Source organism: Gemmata sp. SH-PL17, from assembly GCF_001610855.1.
Lineage (GTDB): Bacteria > Planctomycetota > Planctomycetia > Gemmatales > Gemmataceae > Gemmata > Gemmata massiliana.
Genome location: NZ_CP011271.1, coordinates 1,240,760 through 1,258,223 on the forward strand (window position 1 = coordinate 1,240,760; position 17,464 = coordinate 1,258,223).

Here is a 17,464-nt window from a genome sequence, read left to right on the forward strand (position 1 = left end):
TATGAACGGGTGCGACGTTGTGCGCGGAACTGCACAGCGGAACCGAAAAGCCCGGCAATAGGCAAACCCGATCGGGACCGGTGGCACCATACCGACAGCGCGCGACGTGAACCCCGCCCGCAAGGGCGGCGGGTGCGCGTACTTGTCGGCGCGAAGCACATCCGCCGCCCTTGCGGGCGGGGTTCGCTCTCAGTGGGTGCCCATCCTTGCGTGGCTCATTTGGGAAGTTCGAGGATCTCGACCTTGCGGAACCGCACGGTGCCCCGGCACTGCTGGAACCCGATCCGCCCTTCTTTGCGCTTGAGGGCGGGGAACCGGCTCCCCTGGGCGATGAGTTGGTCCAGGTCGGCCGTCTGAATTACGTTCCCGTTTAGCGTCACCTTGAGTGACTGCCCCACCATCTCGATCTCGACCGCGTTCCACTCGCCCGACGGTCGGAGTTTGGCCGGGCTCGTGGGCTTCAGCGCGGGGTCGCTTTTCCCGCTCCCGCCGTCCACCTGCCCGGTTGGGAGCCACTCCCATTCCTTTTCGGCGGGGTCCGATAGCTCGACTTGCTGGTGGTAGGGGATCTTGGTCGGGCGCCCGTCCGGGGTCAAAATCGGGCGCTCGCCCGGTACCGCGCGGAACACGAACCCGGAGTTCCCGCCCGCTTCGAGCTGGTACTCGAACCGCAACCGCATGTCGCCGTAGGGCTGCTGGCTCAGGAGCCACGTCTGCGGCCCGGTCTTGCGCCCGATTGTGACAATGGCGCCGGACTCGACGCACCACTGGTCGGCACTACCGCCGTCCACGACCCAACCGGACAAATCAGTCCCGTTGAAGATGGAAACGAACGGCCGGCCGGCAGGTTGGGCCGGGGGAGCGCTCCCGCCGCCCCGTGACGCGACGGGCGCGCCTCCCGAAAGCACGATGGTGGCCGCGCCGAGGACGAGTACCAGAAGCGCGATCCCCGAGCCGATCGCCCGCCACTTGCGCTTCGGTCGGACTGGGGGTGCCGGCTCTGGCCCGGTTACGGTGAACGGCTCCAGCGCCGACGCGACCTCGGCCGCCGTCTGGTACCGGTCGGCGGGGCCTTGTGCGGTCATTCGAGCGATGACCGCGGCGAGTCCGTCGGGCCAGGACGCCTGAATCGCCTCCGCCTCCGACGGATCGTCCTCGCCCGGTTGCTCCCCGGTCAGCAGGAAGCGCAACGTGACCCCGAGGCTGTAAACGTCCGACCGAACGTCCGCGGTGTCCGCGTTCCGGACCTGTTCCGGGGAAGCGTATCCGGGGGTTCCGAGTATCGGCCCCAGCACGGCCACCGAGTCGAGATCCGGCTCCGCGAACTTGGCCAGCCCGAAATCCAGAACTTTGAGCACGTCCTGCCCGTTTGACCGGAACACCATCAGATTTTGTGGTTTCACGTCCCGGTGCGTCATCCCGCGCTCGTGGGCGTGGTGAAGCCCCAGGGCCGCCTGTCGCGCGTAGGCGCAGGCGCGGGCCGGGGGGAGCGGGCCGCGCAATTTCACCTGGCGGGACAGGTTCTCGCCCTCGACGAACTCCATCGCGAACGCCAGGACGCTCCCCGACAGGGCGGTGTAAACGGTGACCACGTTCGGGTGGTTGAGACGGGCCGCGGCCCGGACCTCCTGCCGGAACTGGTCCTCGGACCACGGCCCCTTCACGACCTTGACCGCTTCGAGTCGGTCGAGGAAGCGGTTCCGGGCCAGGTACACGACCCCCATGCCCCCGCGCCCCAACTCGCGCAGGAACTCGTATTCGGGGAACTCCCCGCGCGGCATCAGCGCGGCCGCACCGGTAATGAAATCCGGGACCAATCCCGGCACCGTCGGCGACGACGACCGGGTCGAGTCGTAGGACCCGCCGGCGCCGGAATCGGGTTCGTTCGTCATTCGGGCAACCTCCGGGAGGTGAGGCGTTTCCGTGCGTGGAGCGCGGCACGAACCCGGGGCGCTGGTGCGAGCGCAGCACCCCTTACGCGGTGTCCAACTCCTTCAAATATCGCGACCAGTACCAGCGAGTCTGGTTCGCCGAGAGAGGATCTGCGTTCTGAACCAACAACGGGAGCGTATCGGAATCGAACCGACAGCGAGCGTTGCTCACACCCGCCACAGGTTTTGAAGACCTGGGCCAACACCAGTTGTGCAAACGCTCCCAAGGCTTGTTTTTGCAGTGCTTCCCGTGCTTTCCCTCCTGCTGCCATTTTGGAGTATACTACCGTTTCGACTACCGGTAGGCTATCTTGGTAGTCGAGTGGCCTCTAACGGGTGAGATCCGTTAGAGGCCGTACCGCTCTGCCCTGAGTTATGAGAGAAGCGGCTAATGTCGCAGTCTAACAGCGCGCGCACGAACGGAAAAGCTTCTACCAAGCCCAAAAAGCCGTATTCAGATTTTCCGCTCACGCCTCACGCGAACGGATTTTGGCAGAAGAAGATCCGTGGAAAGATCCACTACTTCGGGAAGTGGGCGCGTCGGGTCGACGGGAAACTCGTCCGCGTCGAGGGCGACGGCTGGGAAGCGGCGCTCGCGGAGTACAAGCGGGTCGCCGACGATCTGCACGTGGGGCGCACGCCCCGCACGAAGACGGACGATCTCACGGTCGCGGCGCTGTGCAACCACTACCTCACGGCGAAACTCCGCAAGGTCGAGGCGGGCGAGCTCACGTCGGCGCTGTTTTACGACTACCGCGTGATCACTGACTTCGTGGTGAAGCAGTTCGGGACGAACCGTCTGGTAGAAGACCTGGCCGCCAACGACTTCGCGGAACTCCGTGCGGCGATGGCGGGTAAGTGGGGACCGGTCCGACTGGCCAACAGCATCACGCGGGCCAAGAGCGTGTTCAAGTACGGGTACGAATCGGGACTGATGGCACAACCGGTGCGGTACGGCCCCGAGTTCCAGAAGCCCAGTGCCTCCGCGCTGCGGCGCCACAGGGCGAACCAACCGGCCCGTGTTCTTGAGCCGACGGACATACACGCGCTGATAGGTTCCGCGGACGTCCCGATGAAGGCGATGATCCTGCTCGGGGTGAACTGTGGGTTCGGTAACGCCGACTGCGCGGATCTACCGATTCGAGCTGTGAACCTCGAAACCGGGTGGGTCGACTTTTCGCGTCCGAAGACCGGGATCGCGCGCCGGTGCTCGTTGTGGCCGGAAACGGTCTCCGCGATTCGGGTTGCTTTGGAGGTTCGTTCGCAACCCGCGGTACCGAGTGCCGCGAACCGCGTGTTTCTGTCGGAAGCAGGAACTCCGCTCGTGAGCCAGTCCGCGCGGGGGAACACGAAAGATCTCGTCGGGTACCGGTTCACGAACCTGTTGAAGGCGCTGAAACTGTACCGCAAGCAGATCGGGTTCTACACCTTGCGTCACGTTTTCGAGACCGTGGCCGGTGGATCTAAGGACCAAGTCGCGGTGGATCTCGTGATGGGACACTTGGACGGATCGATGGCAGCCAACTACCGTGAGCGCATTGATGATGCCCGGCTCCGCGCCGTGGCCGATCACGTGCGAGCTTGGCTCTTTGGCCCATCCGCGTAGCCGGACCTGCCGACCTTTCTCGTTTCTGCGAACCCGCTTACCATTCAACAACCGGAGCCGTGGGGAGTCATGACCACACCGCGGCCGGGCCGGAACGGATGCGTTTAACTCGAGCGCGTCGCGACGGCCCGGCCGCCCGGTTTCTCGCAATCGAGGATCACATGCCGAGCGCAATACCGCCTGAAGGCGATGACTTTATTTCCCGCCGGTCTCGCGAAAAGCAGGCGAGTGAAGAGAGACGCCGGGCCTATGGCGAGCGAATGGAAGCGGAAGTGTGGGGACCGCTGCGCCGCCTCCGCGTCGAGTGGAACGCCGCCTGGGAACATCTCTGGGAAACACTTTCACCCGTTTGGCGTCCGTGGCGCCAACTGCCCCCGGCTGGTACTCATCCAGACGCATCGGTTATCGCTGCCGGTCTGAAACGTGTTGCGGCTGCCGTTACTGAATACGACCAAATTATCGAACGTAGCCCCAACTCGGGACCAAAGGCCGCACCATTCGGTGGCTTCACGCTCAACGAGTTTCAACGGAACCCGCCATGTTCGCTTATCGACCGCCTTCTTTGGGTCGAGGGCATGGCCGGCAGTTTCGTTGGTGAACCGCCTGTGATTGCAGCTTCTCTGCTTTGTCTTGCCGTACAGAAGCCCGTCGAGACAGTCACCGAACGAGTTCAGTTGATTCTGACGGATGACGACTGGCGCCCGGCATTCGGGTGGTTCCCTTTCCTCCGCGACAATCTTTGGATGGAAGATTGGTCTGTAAGCCCGGCCGACCCGGTGGACCCCGGAATTGACAAGCCTTACCACTTACGAGTCCTCGTAGACGACTGTCGGCGCGTGGAATTCCTACTCCACCCCGGCGCATTCTACTCCTGGAACACTTCGGACCTTTTTCGTTGGGCTGAGCCCACTACTTCGCAGCCCGTCGCTACGGAATTGACGAACGACTCATCGGATGACACCTTGGTGGAAAACGATTCGATCCCCACCCAATTAGAGCCAAGTAAACCTGATCCGCTTACTGCCGGTATCACTTTTCTTTTTGAAGCGCACCAAGCGGGGAGAAAGGTGAACGTCGTGGCGCTTGCTAAAGCTATGATGGTTAAGCGACCGAATCTTTACGCAAACAGCAAGTACTTGCAGCTACGAAAGCGGGCGAACATGTTGTTTGGTCTCTTTGAAGACGAATTCGGGAAACCCGCTTGGCACGGGCCGAATGGGACTAAGACTAAAGACGGCCTCGTAGAAGCCGTGGAGTCGGATGATGATTGAAGGTGTCAGGCCTGACACCTCTCGACACTTTCAATTTTTCTCAAAATCACAAACCACTGGAAATTCCAGTGGTTTGTTCGTTTTCGCCGGCTGTCAGACCCGACACTTTGCCCGACACCCCCGGGATTTGGTGAGTACGCACCAATCTCGGAGGTGATGCCGTGGCACCATCGGAGAACAAGCTCAAAGAAGCAATCAAGTGGCCGTCCTACTGGCTCGTTGTCCTTGAGCGCGCAGTCTCAACCGGCGACTACAACCAGGCGGCTCACGCACAGCGCCAACTCTTGGCCCTCGGCGTCGACGTGACCATGCGCATCGTCCCGCAACGGAAGGCGGTGGCCACGTGCTGACCGTCCCCGAAGTCGCGAAGAAGTTCGGCGTCTCCGAGGCGACCGTTCTCGCCTGGATCACCCGCGGCGAACTGAAAGCCGTCAACGTTTCGCGCTCGGCCAGGTCGAAGCGCCCGCGGTGGCGCATTTCCCAAGCTGCACTCGAAGCGTTCGAGGCCGCACGCACGCCCAGCCCACCCGCGCCCACCGTCCGCCGGTCGAAGCAACCGGCTGATGTGATTCAGTTTTACGTTTGATCGAAGCATCCGTAACCACCGAGGATCTCTGATGCCAGTTCCCCAGCTCTTTTGTCCAGTTCCACAGTCACAGGATTTTCTTGAGGCGGCAATGGCGCACGTCGCGACCTTGCCTTGGCTCAAAGAGAGTCACGGGCTCCTTGTTCAGTTCGAGTACGACGCCCCGCAATGGTTCGCGATCATCCACAGCACTCCCGATTTCTCCGAAGCCGTCGGAAGCAAACTGTTCCGGCTGAAATCCCGGCTCTGGGCGGCCGGGTTCCGCTCGGACTCGATCGCCACCCTCATGGACGATCCGAAGCGGATTTGGGGGCTCCGCATTTGGGGTCCGACAGGGAACTTGGCCCGTCACCAGGCCATCGTTCGCCACATCGCGGTCGAGTGCGGTCTGAACATCTTTTCCGAGTTCTGAGACGGGCTGATTGACGTGAAACGAAGAACCCCGGTGGAAGCAGCACCGGGGTTCCGATCGAAGCAACCGTGATTACCGAGGACGTCATGATTATAACCCGCTCACCGGCGGTTGCAAGGTGCGGTGACACCACGATGTCACTGCCCGCACCCGCCCCGTACCGCCTAACATTTGGCCGGTTCAAAGGTTCGACGCTCGCCGAGTGCCGCGAAGATTACTTGCTCTGGCTCAGCGACTTCGCACCGTCACCGGCCCTCCGCTCGCTCGCGAAACGTCACCTCGGCATCGACATCGTCCTTGATTCCGAAGAAGAGCCCCGCTCCGATCAGGCCGCGGTTGTGCTTCCCGGTGTCGTTTGGCGGTGGAACGAAATCATGTGCGCCCGGTTCACGGAGCCGATCGAGCGGTTGATCGTTACGGCGGGACTCGACGAGTTGAAGCGGCTCACGTCCGAGTTCACCCGCAAACCCTGGCCGAACGGAGGTGCCGCTTGAACCTGCTCCCTCAGCACGCGGCCGACCTGCGCGCGTCCGGCCTTACTGACGAAACGATCGCCGCGGCCGGCATCCGCTCGGAATCGGACCCGGACGTGATCAGGAAGTTACTCAACTGGAAGGGTGGGGCCGCGAAACTCGGCCCGTGCATGGTGATCCCGCACTTCGGGCCGAACGGCGCGCCCACGGGCTACCACATACTCAAACCCGAGCGCCCGCTCACCGACAACAAGGGCCGGGTCCGCAAATACGAGTGCGTGAAAGGTCGCGAAACCGAAGCGTACTTCCCGCCCGGTACGCGGGCCGCGCTCGCCGATCCCACAATCCCGCTTCTCGTCACCGAGGGCGCGAAGAAAGCACTGGCCACCGATCAAGTCGGGTTGGCGTGCGTCGCGCTCGCTGGCGTCTTTGGGTTCCAGCAAAAACGGCCGAAGGGGACTGATGGCAAGGCGACCGGACCGCGGAAGTTGATTGAGAGCCTCACACCGGTCGTCTGGAAGGGCCGGACCGTCACGATCATTTACGACAGCGACGCAACCACCAACAAGAACGTCCTGTGGGCGGAATGGCACCTCTCACAAGTGCTCCGCGCTCAGGACGCAAGAGTAAACGTCGTCCGGCTGCCTGCCGGCGCGAATGGCGCGAAGCAGGGCTTGGACGATTTCATCGTCGTGAACGGGGCGGACGCACTCAAGGCACTCATCGCGGGCGCGAAGCCGCCCGTCCGCCCGAACTCGGACGAACCGAACGACGATCCCGCGAACCCGCACCGCTTGGCGGCCGGGTTTCTCGCATCGCGACCGATCGATCAGCCCATCCGGTTTCACCGGGGCGAGTTCCTTCGGTATTCCGAAGGCGCGTACCGTGAAATCCCCGACACCGACATGCGCGGCGAACTCACGTGCTGGGTGCGTGAAGAGTTTGTCCGGCAGAATGCCAAGGCCGTCACCGAGTGGGAAGCGATCGCGGACGAGAAGAAGGGTAAGAAGCCCACCGTCCGGCCCGTGACCGTCAGGCTGCTCAGCGATGTTCTTCAGGCTCTTCGCGGCGTCTCGCTCTTATCCGCGAGCACTCATTCGCCGGCCTGGATCAACGGCGCCACTGGCTCAAATCCGGCCGGGTTGCTGCCCGTAAAGAATGGCTTGCTGGATCTGGCCGCGGCTGCCGCCGGCCGTCCCGATTGCCTGTCACCGAACACGCCGAATTTCTTCACGGCGACGGCGGCGCCTTTCGACTACGATCCGACGGCACCCGAGCCCAAGGAATGGCTCAAGCTGCTTCACGAGATCTGGGACGCGGATCAGGAAAGCATCGACGCGCTGTGCGAGTGGTTCGCGTACTTGCTTTCACTCGACACGCGGTTGCAAAAGATACTCCTCATCGTCGGGCCGAAGCGCAGCGGCAAGGGGACCATTGCGCGTGTGCTCCGGGCGCTCATTGGGTTCCTCAACTTCGCCGGCCCAACCCTCGGTTCACTCAGCACTAACTTCGGTCTTTCCCCACTCCTCGGGAAATCGGTCGCCGTTGTCAGCGACGCGCGGCTCAGTGGTCGCACGGACTCCAGCATCGTCACCGAGCGGTTGCTCAGTATCAGCGGTGAGGACTGCATCACCGTGGATCGCAAGCACCGTGATCCCGTCACCATCAAGCTCCCGACCAGGCTCGTGATCATGACCAACGAGTTGCCGAAGCTCGGCGACTCGTCGGGTGCGCTAGCGGGCCGGTTCATCATCCTCCGCATGACGCGGAGCTGGTTCGGGAAAGAGGACGCGGGCCTGTTCGATCGTCTCGAAAAGGAGCTCCCCGGCATCCTCTTGTGGGCGCTAAAGGGCTGGTCTCGCCTCACTGCTCGGGGCCGGTTCTTTCAGCCGGCAAGCGGTGCCGTTCTCGTTGAGAGCATGGAAGACATCGCGTCACCGGTGAACATGTTCGTTAAAGAAAAGTGCCGGCTCGCGCCCGGGCTTCAGGTGGAGAAAAGCGAACTTTATAGCGCCTGGCGGCAGTGGTGCGACGCCAAGGGTCGCAAAGAACCGGGCACCGAGCCGATGTTTGCACGCGACCTCCGCGCCGCCTTTTCTGGCCTCGGGGACGCCCGGCCCCGTGCGGGTGGCGGTCGCATTAACGTTTACATCGGAATTGGAATGCGCCCCTTTGGGGATTTGTCGGAGGAAGAAGAAGTCAATGGTCACCCTGACCACCCTGACCAGAGAGAAAGTGGTCAGGGTGGTCACCCTGACCAAGCATTGCACGCATGTGGTGTGAAAAACCGTTCTGAAGACACATATAGGGCTACAGTGTCTGGTCACCCTGACCACCCTGACCACCCTGACCAAGCCGATCTCCTATCGGATATCCCCGGTTTCCTCGGTGGGGAAAGGGGGCGACTATGACGGCCCCCGAGGTACTCGCGGTGTGCTCGCTTCGCGGCGTCGTCCTATGGCCCGGCGGCAACGGCGCTCTTGAGTTTTGGTGCCGTACCGGGGCCATGCACGCAGACTTGAAGCAGCTCCTCACCGAACACAAGCCCGAACTCCTTCGGCTCATCGCCCCATGTCCGGAGTGCCGTCGATCGTTGGACCGGGGCCGGTGCTGGCACTGCAAGTTCCGGCGGTGCGAGACCTGTCGCGCCCGCGATACGGGCAGCCCGTTCATCGCGAACTGCCTGCAGTGCCAGCGCCTTTCTGATTCCTCACCAGGAGCGACACCATGACCACCGCACCCGTAGCCACGGTCCCGCAACCGGTGCTGTACGTGATCTGGCACAAGCCGCACGGCAAAGGCCAACGCTGGCGCAAAGCCGGGCGAGCGGCGACCCACGCCGAGGCCTTCGCACTCATCCGCGGAAAGGGCTCCTGGCACATCGCGCCGATCCACGATCCCGCTTTGGCACCGATCCAGGAACCCGACGGACCCGGATACCAGAAAGCCTGATTCGTCCGGCGGACCCAGCGGCACGACACCACCGAGGTAAGCATGAGCGACATGACTGTGACGACGGTGAGGCTCGACGAACTATACGTGACCCCGTTGCTCCAAACGCGGATCGCGGGCACGTGCAAGGACACCGTGAACGAGTACGCGACTGCGGCCCGGGACGGCGCCAAGTTCCCCCCGCTGTTGGCTTATCGCATCTCCGATCGAGGGTTCAAGAAGCCGGCCCTTGTCGCGGGCTTCCACCGCTACGCTGCGTACCAGAAAGCCGGCATCACCGAATGCGAAGTCGAAATCCGCGATGGAACTTTGACCGATGCTTGGCTGGCGGGGTGGGCCTCGAACCTGACCCACGGGCTTCGGTACAAGAGCGAGGATAAACGTAAGGCCGCGGTAACCGCGTTGAAGCTATACCGCGAGGACAGTGCCCCAGTGATCGCGGAACGCATCGGTGTGTCGGACGAGTTCATTCGCAAGGTGCGGAAGGGAATGGTCGCGGCCGGACAACTGCAACCAACCGAGAAGATCATCACCCGCGACGGGCGATCGTACCCCGCATCACTCCCCGATTCACCGGGACCATCTCCAACCGTTGGAGATGCCCAGGCCGACATGGACGAAGATCAAGACGACGAACCCGCACCCAACGCACCGAAGCGCGCCCGCAAGAAATTGGACACGAGCGAGCGCGTCGAGCGGGCACTGCGGGCCGATCCCACGCGGACCGACGAGCAGATCGCACTCGGTACGAAGGCCGACGTCGCGCTGGTGGCGAGCGCGCGTGAGGCGCTGCGGCAAAAGGGCGAGGTACCGCCCGCGGTCCCGGAACTGGACACGTGGGGGATTCCCATTCAGCCCCACGCGGCCGAGGCGTTCGCCGACGCGCACCTGTTCGACGCACTGCTCGCCAAGCTCCACGAATGCGCCCGGGACGTGGACGCCCTGTCCCGATCTCCGGCCGGCGCTCACTTGCACCTGCAGTACGTCGAGACGGGCACAAAAGCGGGCGGTAAGCACGTGCTGAAATCCCTCGAGGCCGTGATTGCCGAGATCAAGCGTGCGAAGTCCGCAGTGACCGACTGCCCTTATGCCTTCAACCAACACCAGCCCCACGATCGCGAGGGCGCTCAGTGCCCCGTGTGCCGCAACCTCCGTTGGACCGGCACGGTCCGCGAGCGCGACTTCCCGCCCGAAATGATGACGGTGATGAAGGCCCATTACGGCATCACGGAGGTCAACGGGTAATGGACCAGAAGCCCGAACCGCGCCCGCGTGGCCTGTCGTGTGCCCGGTGTCGCGGCAGTTTGCAAGTTTACCGCACGACGAAACCGACCGCGGACCTCGTCGTCAGGTACCGCCGGTGCAAGACGTGCGGCACGCGCACCGTGAGCGAGGAGCGGATGATTCGCACGCTCCCGGGGCCGGACGACAAAGTTCATGTACAGATCTAGCGGTGCATTTTGGTTTCGGGCCGTTTCACCGGCGCGCAACGACACCCCGCACGCGATTATTCAACCATGAGCACCACACCCGCGCTGAACGAACCCTACGAACAGTTGGTGAACGAACTGGCGCGCGGTGCCGAAGTGGACGTGCAACTGATGCTCACCGTGCTCGCCGCGTCCGGGAAGTCGGTGCTGGAGCTGGAACGGGACGTGGACGCTGCGGCGGGAGATTCGCCCGGAGATCCGCAACGGGGTGTAACCGAGTGAAAGGTTGGGTTCGATGGCCGGTGGGAAGAAGACCGCGAACCGGGACTTGGCGGCGGTCGCACTGGCCACCGGGAAGACCGCGGCCGAAGCCGCAACCGCCGCGAACGTGTCCGAGCGCACGATCCAGAACTGGCGCCGCGAGTCCGCGTTCACGGCGATGGTCGCGGACCTGCGGGGCCAGATGGTGGCCCGGGCGTGCGGCGAACTAGCCGACGCGATGACCGAAGCGGCGAAAGCGCTACGCGGCCTGCTGGGTTCTCCGACAGAAGGCATCCAATTACGGGCCGCATCGGAGATCCTGAGCCAGGGATTGAAGGTGATGGAACTCGCGGAACTGAGGGGCAAGCTTGAGGAACTGGAACGCCGTCTCGAAGGGGGCGCGAAGCAATGAGTATCCGGGGCATGGTCAACAGCGTGCGCAACCTGCTCACCCGACTCCCCGTAGGGCCGTGCCGGTGTGCGACAACTCCGGACGGCAAGCCGTGGGTCGATCCGGCGGATACCGACCGTTGGGCCGACGACGGCGGGAAGAACAACGACGGGGAGTGCAACTTCATCGGGAAGTGCCCGCGGTGCGGCGGGAAGTACCGGATCGTGATCGACGAGGTCGTTGTTGACGACGACGGGCGCGAGTTGGGCACCGTGGGGAGCGTGGCATGAGCATCCGCAACTTGTTCACCCAGGCCCGCAAACTGGCCGACGCGATCGCCCCGAAGTGTGTCCCCGGCGAAACCCGAGAGCTGCGCCGGTGGCGCCGGTACGAGGATAAGCCGTACCAGTTCGTCGAGGACGACCGGTGCCCGAACTGCGGGGTGTTGGGGTGCGGGGTGACGGTGATCGAGGAAGTCGTGGTGACCCGCGGTTCCAACGGCACGCCGGTCGACGCGCAGGGTATCGAGGTGACCCCGCTGTGAATCGCACCCGTCTCGCCAAACTGTTCCAGCGCGCCGACGAGATCCCGTGCCCGCGGTGCGGCAAACGTCGGGCCGATCGGGAGCGCGGTGACGACCTCGGCCCGTTGAGTGATGCGGATATGGCCGAGCTGAATCGGTTGATGCAAGGGATGTGGTCGCAGTGCGAGGTGTGCGGGCACGTGGCGTTCGATCTCATGCAGATGAGCGACGTGGACCTGAACCGGGCACTCGCGATCCTACGACCGGTGTGCTCTCCCGCGTTGAGGAAGTTCCTGTGAACCGCACAGCCATGAAACGCTTGGAGCAGCTCGCGGCGCACTTGACGTGCTCGGTGTGCAAGCGCTCGTTCGCACCGGTCCCGAACCCGCGGCCTCGCAAGCACCAGTTCACTCGAGAAGCGATCCGCGAACTGGCCGCGCTGTTGGTACCGGCTCGGGTGATGTGTGTGGGTTGCGATCGGGTCCGCTTCGACATCAACCTGATGCCCGACGAGCACAAGGCCCGCGCCCTGGCATTGTTCCGGGCGGCACGAGGGACCGAGTCGTGAACCGATCTCGCTTGCTGAAGCTCGAACAGCGCGCGGCCCGGGTGAAGTGCCCGCGGTGCGGGAAGGTGCCCGCGGACCGGACCCGAGCGCCCCTGGAACTGACGCCCGAGGAGCGGGCCGAGATCGCCCGGCTGTCGGTCGGTGCGTGGTCCCGGTGCCCCGGGTGCTCGGGCCTGATTGTCGACCTGAGCGAGATCAGCGCCGAGGACCGCAGGTATGCCGCCGGGATCGTGGCTCGGGCACTCCGGCGCGTGTGACACCCGAACGACTTGATTTGAAAACTGGCGATATGAACCCAAACGTGAGGAACGCAATGCAGCCGAAGCTGATCCGCGTCGGTGATGAGATCATCAACCTGAACTACGTGGCCTACGTGGAGCACCAGAAGCACACGAAGGGCGACGCCCTTCAGGTCCACATGGCCGTACCGGTCGCATACGGCAACAGCACCGGGCACCCCACGATTACGGTCCGCGGTGAAGACGTCGCGACGTTCCTGGCCGCGCTCGAGGCATCGACTAACGGGAACTGAGCCGCCGAACACGAACCGCACTCACCACAGAGAGGTAACACCTTGGCCACACCCACCCTTCCCGAGAACCCAGACGGTTCCCTTCGCGAATTCACCGAGGACGAAATCGCGGCGATGCGGATCCAGCGCCGTGGCGTCAGTGAAGAAGGGCACGTGCGATACAATCTCGGCCCGGACGGCGCGGGCTGCACGCGCGTGTTCTTCTGCGCCTGGGAAGAGCGGTTCAATGCCGCGATCTATTTCGCGGGCGCGTGCAAAATCTGGTTGGACGGGAGCACGGAGACGATCAGCCGCCTCGTGCCTCAACGCGACCCGGACTTCCCGAACTGGATCTGCACGAAGGTGGACATCGACCCGTTCCGGTTCACTGGTGACATTGAGGAGCCGGATGACGACGACGATGTGAGCGAACAACTCCCGATCTACGACAAGGCCGAGCTACGGTGCGTCTACGAAATGGTCCCGTTCGAGGTGAAGCCCGACGAGGACACAGAAAACGAGACCGAGCGCTACGTGACCAAGCCGGGGTACGTGGGGTGCGAGATCACGACGGAGGCGAACTACGTCGGGCTGCCCGGTGGGGTGCTCCAGTACGTCACCGACGACGGGGTGACCAAGCCGGCGAAAGTGCCAATCCCGTTCGCGGTCGGGTTCACCGAGCCCATGCGCCGGTTCTCCATCATCTGGCGCCGGGTGCCGTTCGATGCGTGGGGAGCGGGTAAGCCGTTAACCAACCGCGTGATTGGAAACGAGGACACGAAGGGTGTCCTCGGGAGCGTGAACAAGACCACGTTTCTCGGGTACTGGTCGTTGACGCTGTTACTGGTGGGAGTTGAGGAGCGGCTGTTACCCGACCCGACCGGGCTGGGGTACTCGTGGGACATCAAGTATATCTTCCAGCACAAACCCGTTCCGTTCGGCCAACTCGGGTTCTACTACCACACGGTCAAGACCGGAGAGGGCGAGGCCGGATACTACATGGTGCTCCGACCGCCCGCGGGCACCGGGACTATCGACGCAAACGACTTGGGGGATGACGACTCGCTGTTCCCTGTGCGAGAGTTCGAGGACTTGTTCCAAGTCGCTGCGATTTGAACTACGGCTTCTTTTCGGCGGGCTTCTTCTCGACCGTGCAGACGTGGAACTCGGCGCCCTTTGAGATCTTCTTCACGATCCAGACGGCGCCGTCCTTGTCCGTAAGCTCCGAACCTTTGTCCGGGTTCCCATCCGTCGCTAACTGCGATTTGGTCCACATCTTCACCACGCCGTCCTTGTCCGTCTTGCGGTACATCGGCACGTTCTCGACGGGTTTGATGAATATCTTCCCGTTCCACTTCCTCACGGACACCTTCTCATCGTAGCTCTCGTCTTTAGACGGGTTCTTCTTCTCCTGGCCCGGTGTCTGAGTCGTCGTTGCGGACATGAGCGCTCCGAATGCGAGTGCGAAAACGGCCGCTCGAATTATAGCGCTCATACGCGGCTCCCCAAAGGCGCGCAGGTGGGTGGCGACGACACGAGGGTAACCGGGGGCGGTACGGCATGGAAGCCGGCAGCCGTTCATTTCGAAACTGTCGGCGGCGCGGGTGCGGCGACCAGGCGTTTGAACCCCGGGCGCTCACGGAGCGTGGCCAGATAGGGGCTCGTCGCCAACTCACGTTTGCCGTCTCGCGTCACGAGGTACCCGGCGTCCCGCGCCCGGGTCAAGAGCTCAAGGGCCCGGATCGCGTACACCTCGGCCCAAGAATTCCGGGTCAGCACGGAGAGCGAAGCGTCGCGGCGCACCGAGGCCGACGCTTCGGCCAGGGCTTCGGCGCCCCGGAAGCACATCAGCCGGGCGGCCTTCGGGTCCGCGGTTAGGGCAGTGACTTCGGCGGCCGCGTCCGATCGGCGCCCGACCGCGGCCAAGCTCGCGGCCCGTTGGGACCGGAGTTCGTTCCGCGTGTCCTCGGGATGCTTCATCGCGAGCAACTCGTCCCACACGGGCAACGCCTCGTCCGAGCGCCCGAGGGCGGACAGCACTTCAGCTCGGTTCCACTGTACGTTTCGGATCAAATTCTGGAGGTCCGGGGACGCCGGATCCCCGGTTCGCAGCCCCTCGACCACGGCCCACGCCTTGTCCGCCCACTTCAGTGCTCCGGCGGGATCGGCCGCGACGCGCGCCTCGCTCGCCAGCTCGTCGTAGGCCCCGGCGAGCGCGTGCCGGTACCGCCGCGCGCCAGATCGAGCCGTCAAGTGTTCGTAGGTTCCGATGACCTCGAAGAACTGGCGACGAATTTCGTTCGGCGGTGTGGTCCCTTCCATTCGCGCAACGATGACCAAGTTGTTCAGAGCCGCGGCCGACCGGTACTGGTACTCGAACGCATCCGGTTCGGCCGCCGCCAGTTCGGTGTACAGCGCCCGCGTTTGCTCCAGCGCCCGGCGCGCGCCCGGCAGATCCCGAGGGGACTGCCGATAGCACGCCAATCCCAGCCCGTTCACTGCCGTGGCGAGGTTGTCGCGGTACTCCCGGTGCGGCCCCTCGGTTCGGATCAGGTCGGTCTGTAGATCCCGGGACCGCTCGTAAAGCGCCCGCGCCGCCGGGTATTGCCGGGCATCGAACCGGGCGGCACCGGCCATCCGGTACGCGGCCGACAGGTCGCCCCGGATCGGTACGTCCGTCGGCGCCTCGCGGAGCAACTCTTCGCCGAGTGCGATCGCCCGATCGAAGTGCTCGAATGCCCCCGTCGGGTCGCTCGAGACCGTGGCGAGCCGCCCGAAGTACGTTGTGGTCGTCACCAGGTCGTTCCGGTATGTGCGGCTCCCGGGCTCCTTGGTGATTAGCTCTTCTTGCGCGGCCCGGGCCGCGTTCAGGTGTTCCCGGGCCTTCGGCAGCGAGCCCCCCTCGGTCTCGACGTACCCGAGGTACGCGCGGAGCCGGGCGCGGTCCCCGATCAACCGCGGGTCGCCCGGATAGGCCGCGTTCAGTCGCTCGTGGTACTCGTCGGTGTCCGCGAGCAGCGCGCGCTGGACCCCGGGCAGGCCCAGGAGTCGCCCGTCGTTGGCAGTCCGCCGGCCGAACTGGTCGATCGCGCCGCGGGCCAGGTCCAGTAGGCCCTCGGCCTTCGCGCGCTGCTTTTTTGCCTCTTCGAGATTCTCGACGGCTTGTTTCTCGGCGGCGGTCGCCCGGACCGCGAGCCACGTACTCACGCCGGTCGCAGCGGCCAGGAGCAGCACGAACCCGAGCCCCGCGGACACGGCCCCGCGGTTGCGCCGGGCGAACTTCCCGAACCGGTACCAGCGCGACGGGGGCCGCGCGCCGACCACCTCGTCGGCCAGGTACCGCTCCACGTCCCCGGCCAGCCCGGACGCCGATTCGTACCGCCGGGACCGGTCCTTTTCCAACGCCTTCATCACCACCCAGTCCAGCTCCCCGCGGATCATGGCGGCCAGGCGCCGGGGCTCGGCGCGCCGGTTCGCGGCGATCGACGGCAGGGTCTCGGCCCCGGCCAGCCGGCTGCTCGGGGCGGGCGCCTCCTCCTCGCGCACCAGGCGCAGGACTTCCAGCAGCGCCGCGCGCCCGACCCGCTGCCGGGTGAGCGGGGTCGAACCGGTCAGCAACTCGTACAAGAGCACCCCGAGCGCGTACACGTCGGCCCGGGTGTCCACGTCGAGGCGCTCGGTGTCGGCCTGCTCCGGGGCCATGTACTCGGGGGTCCCCACGACGGCCCCGAGCCCGGTCACCAGAGTGCGCTCGGTGAGCGGCCCCTGGGTCGCTTTGGCGATCCCAAAATCGATCACCTTGGGGACCGGGCGCCCGTCGATCTCGGTCACGAGAACGTTACTCGGCTTGATGTCGCGGTGGATGACGCCCTTTTGGTGCGCGTGCTGGATCGCCCGGCACACCGGCACGAACAGCTCCAGGCGCTCGTGCAGCGTGAGGTGTTTGGTGTCGCAGTGCACGGTGATCGGAACCCCGCGGACCAGTTCCATGACGAAGAACGGGCGCCCGTCCGGAGTGGCCCCAGCGTCGAGCACCCGGGCAATGTTCGGGTGGTCCATCACGGCGAGGGCCTGGCGCTCGGCCTCGAACCGGGCCAGGACGTGCTGGGACGTCATCCCCGGGCGGATTAGCTTTACCGCTACGTCTCGGCGCACGGGCTCGGTCTGGCGCGCCCGATACACCGTTCCCATTCCGCCCTCACCGATGGCATCCCCGAGGACGTACCGCCCGCCCACCACGGTCCCGGTCACCGGTTCGGGTGCCGGCGCGGGCGCGGATCGGAGTGCGGCCGCGATCGAGCCCGCGTTCGTATCGAGCTTCTGAAGAGCGGACTCGCACCGGGCGCACCCCTCGACGTGGCGGGTGACCCGGTCGATTTCGTCGGGGGACAGGTCGCCGTGAAGGAACGAAGTCAGAACGGCGTCGGGCGGGCAATCGCTGGGCGTCGGGCGGGCGTCGGATGTCATGTGCGTGGTCCGCGGAGTGGAAGACCGGAGCGGTCGCGTTATAACACACATCCTGCCGCTGTGACACGTTCTCCCCGAATCC

23 protein-coding genes and 1 tRNA gene are annotated in these 17,464 nt (G+C 64.5%); 20 read left to right on the plus strand and 4 right to left on the minus strand.

The window, feature by feature from the left end; translation table 11 throughout:
• Positions 1–215 precede the first annotated feature (215 nt).
• Complete coding sequence (locus tag VT84_RS04950; protein WP_082838729.1) at positions 216–1,892, minus strand: protein kinase domain-containing protein; 1,677 nt, start codon at positions 1,890–1,892, stop codon at positions 216–218.
• A gap of 169 nt (positions 1,893–2,061) precedes the next feature.
• Positions 2,062–2,156 (minus strand) — tRNA-Sec (locus VT84_RS04955).
• Between the two features lie 166 nt (positions 2,157–2,322).
• Between VT84_RS04955 and VT84_RS04960 the strand changes: the two genes are divergently transcribed.
• From VT84_RS04960 to VT84_RS05050, 20 genes are all read left to right on the plus strand, one after another.
• Entirely contained in the window at positions 2,323–3,537 is a 1,215-nt protein-coding gene (locus VT84_RS04960; protein ID WP_082838730.1) for a tyrosine-type recombinase/integrase, read from the plus strand.
• 161 nt (positions 3,538–3,698) lie between these two features.
• Positions 3,699–4,808, plus strand: a complete 1,110-nt coding sequence (locus VT84_RS38085) for a hypothetical protein (protein ID WP_157469195.1) — start codon at positions 3,699–3,701, stop codon at positions 4,806–4,808.
• A 161-nt stretch (positions 4,809–4,969) separates the two neighbouring features.
• Positions 4,970–5,158, plus strand: a complete 189-nt coding sequence (locus VT84_RS04970) for a hypothetical protein (RefSeq protein WP_052560510.1) — start codon at positions 4,970–4,972, stop codon at positions 5,156–5,158.
• Positions 5,152–5,394 carry a helix-turn-helix domain-containing protein gene (locus VT84_RS04975; RefSeq protein ID WP_052560511.1) on the plus strand — a complete coding sequence of 81 codons (243 nt, stop codon included), beginning with the start codon at positions 5,152–5,154 and terminating at the stop codon, positions 5,392–5,394. Before VT84_RS04970 ends, VT84_RS04975 begins: the two co-directional genes overlap by 7 nt.
• 91 nt (positions 5,395–5,485) lie before the next feature.
• Positions 5,486–5,806, plus strand: coding sequence for a hypothetical protein (locus VT84_RS04980; RefSeq protein ID WP_052560512.1), 321 nt, complete (start codon positions 5,486–5,488; stop codon positions 5,804–5,806).
• Positions 5,807–5,940: 134 nt separating this feature from the next.
• Positions 5,941–6,300, plus strand: coding sequence for a hypothetical protein (locus VT84_RS04985; protein ID WP_052560513.1), 360 nt, complete (start codon positions 5,941–5,943; stop codon positions 6,298–6,300).
• Complete coding sequence (locus VT84_RS04990; RefSeq protein ID WP_082838732.1) at positions 6,297–8,690, plus strand: phage/plasmid primase, P4 family; 2,394 nt, start codon at positions 6,297–6,299, stop codon at positions 8,688–8,690. Before VT84_RS04985 ends, VT84_RS04990 begins: the two co-directional genes overlap by 4 nt.
• Positions 8,687–9,010, plus strand: a complete 324-nt coding sequence (locus tag VT84_RS38090; RefSeq protein ID WP_157469197.1) for a hypothetical protein — start codon at positions 8,687–8,689, stop codon at positions 9,008–9,010. The genes VT84_RS04990 and VT84_RS38090 overlap by 4 nt, the downstream gene beginning before the upstream one ends.
• Positions 9,007–9,231, plus strand: coding sequence for a hypothetical protein (locus VT84_RS04995; protein ID WP_052560515.1), 225 nt, complete (start codon positions 9,007–9,009; stop codon positions 9,229–9,231). Before VT84_RS38090 ends, VT84_RS04995 begins: the two co-directional genes overlap by 4 nt.
• 42 nt (positions 9,232–9,273) lie before the next feature.
• A complete protein-coding gene (locus tag VT84_RS05000) occupies positions 9,274–10,476 on the plus strand; it encodes a hypothetical protein (protein WP_082838733.1) in 1,203 nt (400 codons plus the stop codon).
• Complete coding sequence (locus VT84_RS05005) at positions 10,476–10,682, plus strand: hypothetical protein (protein WP_052560518.1); 207 nt, start codon at positions 10,476–10,478, stop codon at positions 10,680–10,682. Before VT84_RS05000 ends, VT84_RS05005 begins: the two co-directional genes overlap by 1 nt.
• Before the next feature lie 66 nt (positions 10,683–10,748).
• On the plus strand, positions 10,749–10,943 hold the full coding sequence (locus VT84_RS05010) for a hypothetical protein (protein WP_082838734.1): 195 nt from the start codon (positions 10,749–10,751) through the stop codon (positions 10,941–10,943).
• A 13-nt stretch (positions 10,944–10,956) separates the two neighbouring features.
• On the plus strand, positions 10,957–11,334 hold the full coding sequence (locus tag VT84_RS05015) for a helix-turn-helix domain-containing protein (RefSeq protein ID WP_052560520.1): 378 nt from the start codon (positions 10,957–10,959) through the stop codon (positions 11,332–11,334).
• Complete coding sequence (locus tag VT84_RS05020; protein WP_157469198.1) at positions 11,331–11,603, plus strand: hypothetical protein; 273 nt, start codon at positions 11,331–11,333, stop codon at positions 11,601–11,603. Before VT84_RS05015 ends, VT84_RS05020 begins: the two co-directional genes overlap by 4 nt.
• Positions 11,600–11,857: a hypothetical protein gene (locus VT84_RS05025; protein ID WP_052560522.1), complete on the plus strand. Its 258-nt coding sequence runs from the start codon at positions 11,600–11,602 to the stop codon at positions 11,855–11,857. Before VT84_RS05020 ends, VT84_RS05025 begins: the two co-directional genes overlap by 4 nt.
• Positions 11,854–12,135: a hypothetical protein gene (locus tag VT84_RS05030; RefSeq protein ID WP_052560523.1), complete on the plus strand. Its 282-nt coding sequence runs from the start codon at positions 11,854–11,856 to the stop codon at positions 12,133–12,135. Before VT84_RS05025 ends, VT84_RS05030 begins: the two co-directional genes overlap by 4 nt.
• Positions 12,132–12,404, plus strand: coding sequence for a hypothetical protein (locus VT84_RS05035; RefSeq protein ID WP_052560524.1), 273 nt, complete (start codon positions 12,132–12,134; stop codon positions 12,402–12,404). The genes VT84_RS05030 and VT84_RS05035 overlap by 4 nt, the downstream gene beginning before the upstream one ends.
• Positions 12,401–12,661, plus strand: coding sequence for a hypothetical protein (locus VT84_RS05040; RefSeq protein WP_052560525.1), 261 nt, complete (start codon positions 12,401–12,403; stop codon positions 12,659–12,661). Before VT84_RS05035 ends, VT84_RS05040 begins: the two co-directional genes overlap by 4 nt.
• 56 nt (positions 12,662–12,717) lie before the next feature.
• On the plus strand, positions 12,718–12,936 hold the full coding sequence (locus tag VT84_RS05045; protein ID WP_052560526.1) for a hypothetical protein: 219 nt from the start codon (positions 12,718–12,720) through the stop codon (positions 12,934–12,936).
• A gap of 42 nt (positions 12,937–12,978) precedes the next feature.
• The gene (locus tag VT84_RS05050) at positions 12,979–14,031 is read left to right on the plus strand and encodes a hypothetical protein (RefSeq protein ID WP_052560527.1); all 1,053 of its coding nucleotides are present in this window, start codon (positions 12,979–12,981) and stop codon (positions 14,029–14,031) included.
• Between the two features lies 1 nt (position 14,032).
• Here VT84_RS05050 and VT84_RS05055 read toward each other — a convergent pair whose 3' ends face one another.
• On the minus strand, positions 14,033–14,359 hold the full coding sequence (locus VT84_RS05055; protein WP_082838735.1) for a hypothetical protein: 327 nt from the start codon (positions 14,357–14,359) through the stop codon (positions 14,033–14,035).
• Between the two features lie 134 nt (positions 14,360–14,493).
• On the minus strand, positions 14,494–17,382 hold the full coding sequence (locus VT84_RS05060) for a serine/threonine-protein kinase (RefSeq protein WP_162271595.1): 2,889 nt from the start codon (positions 17,380–17,382) through the stop codon (positions 14,494–14,496).
• Positions 17,383–17,464 lie beyond the last annotated feature (82 nt).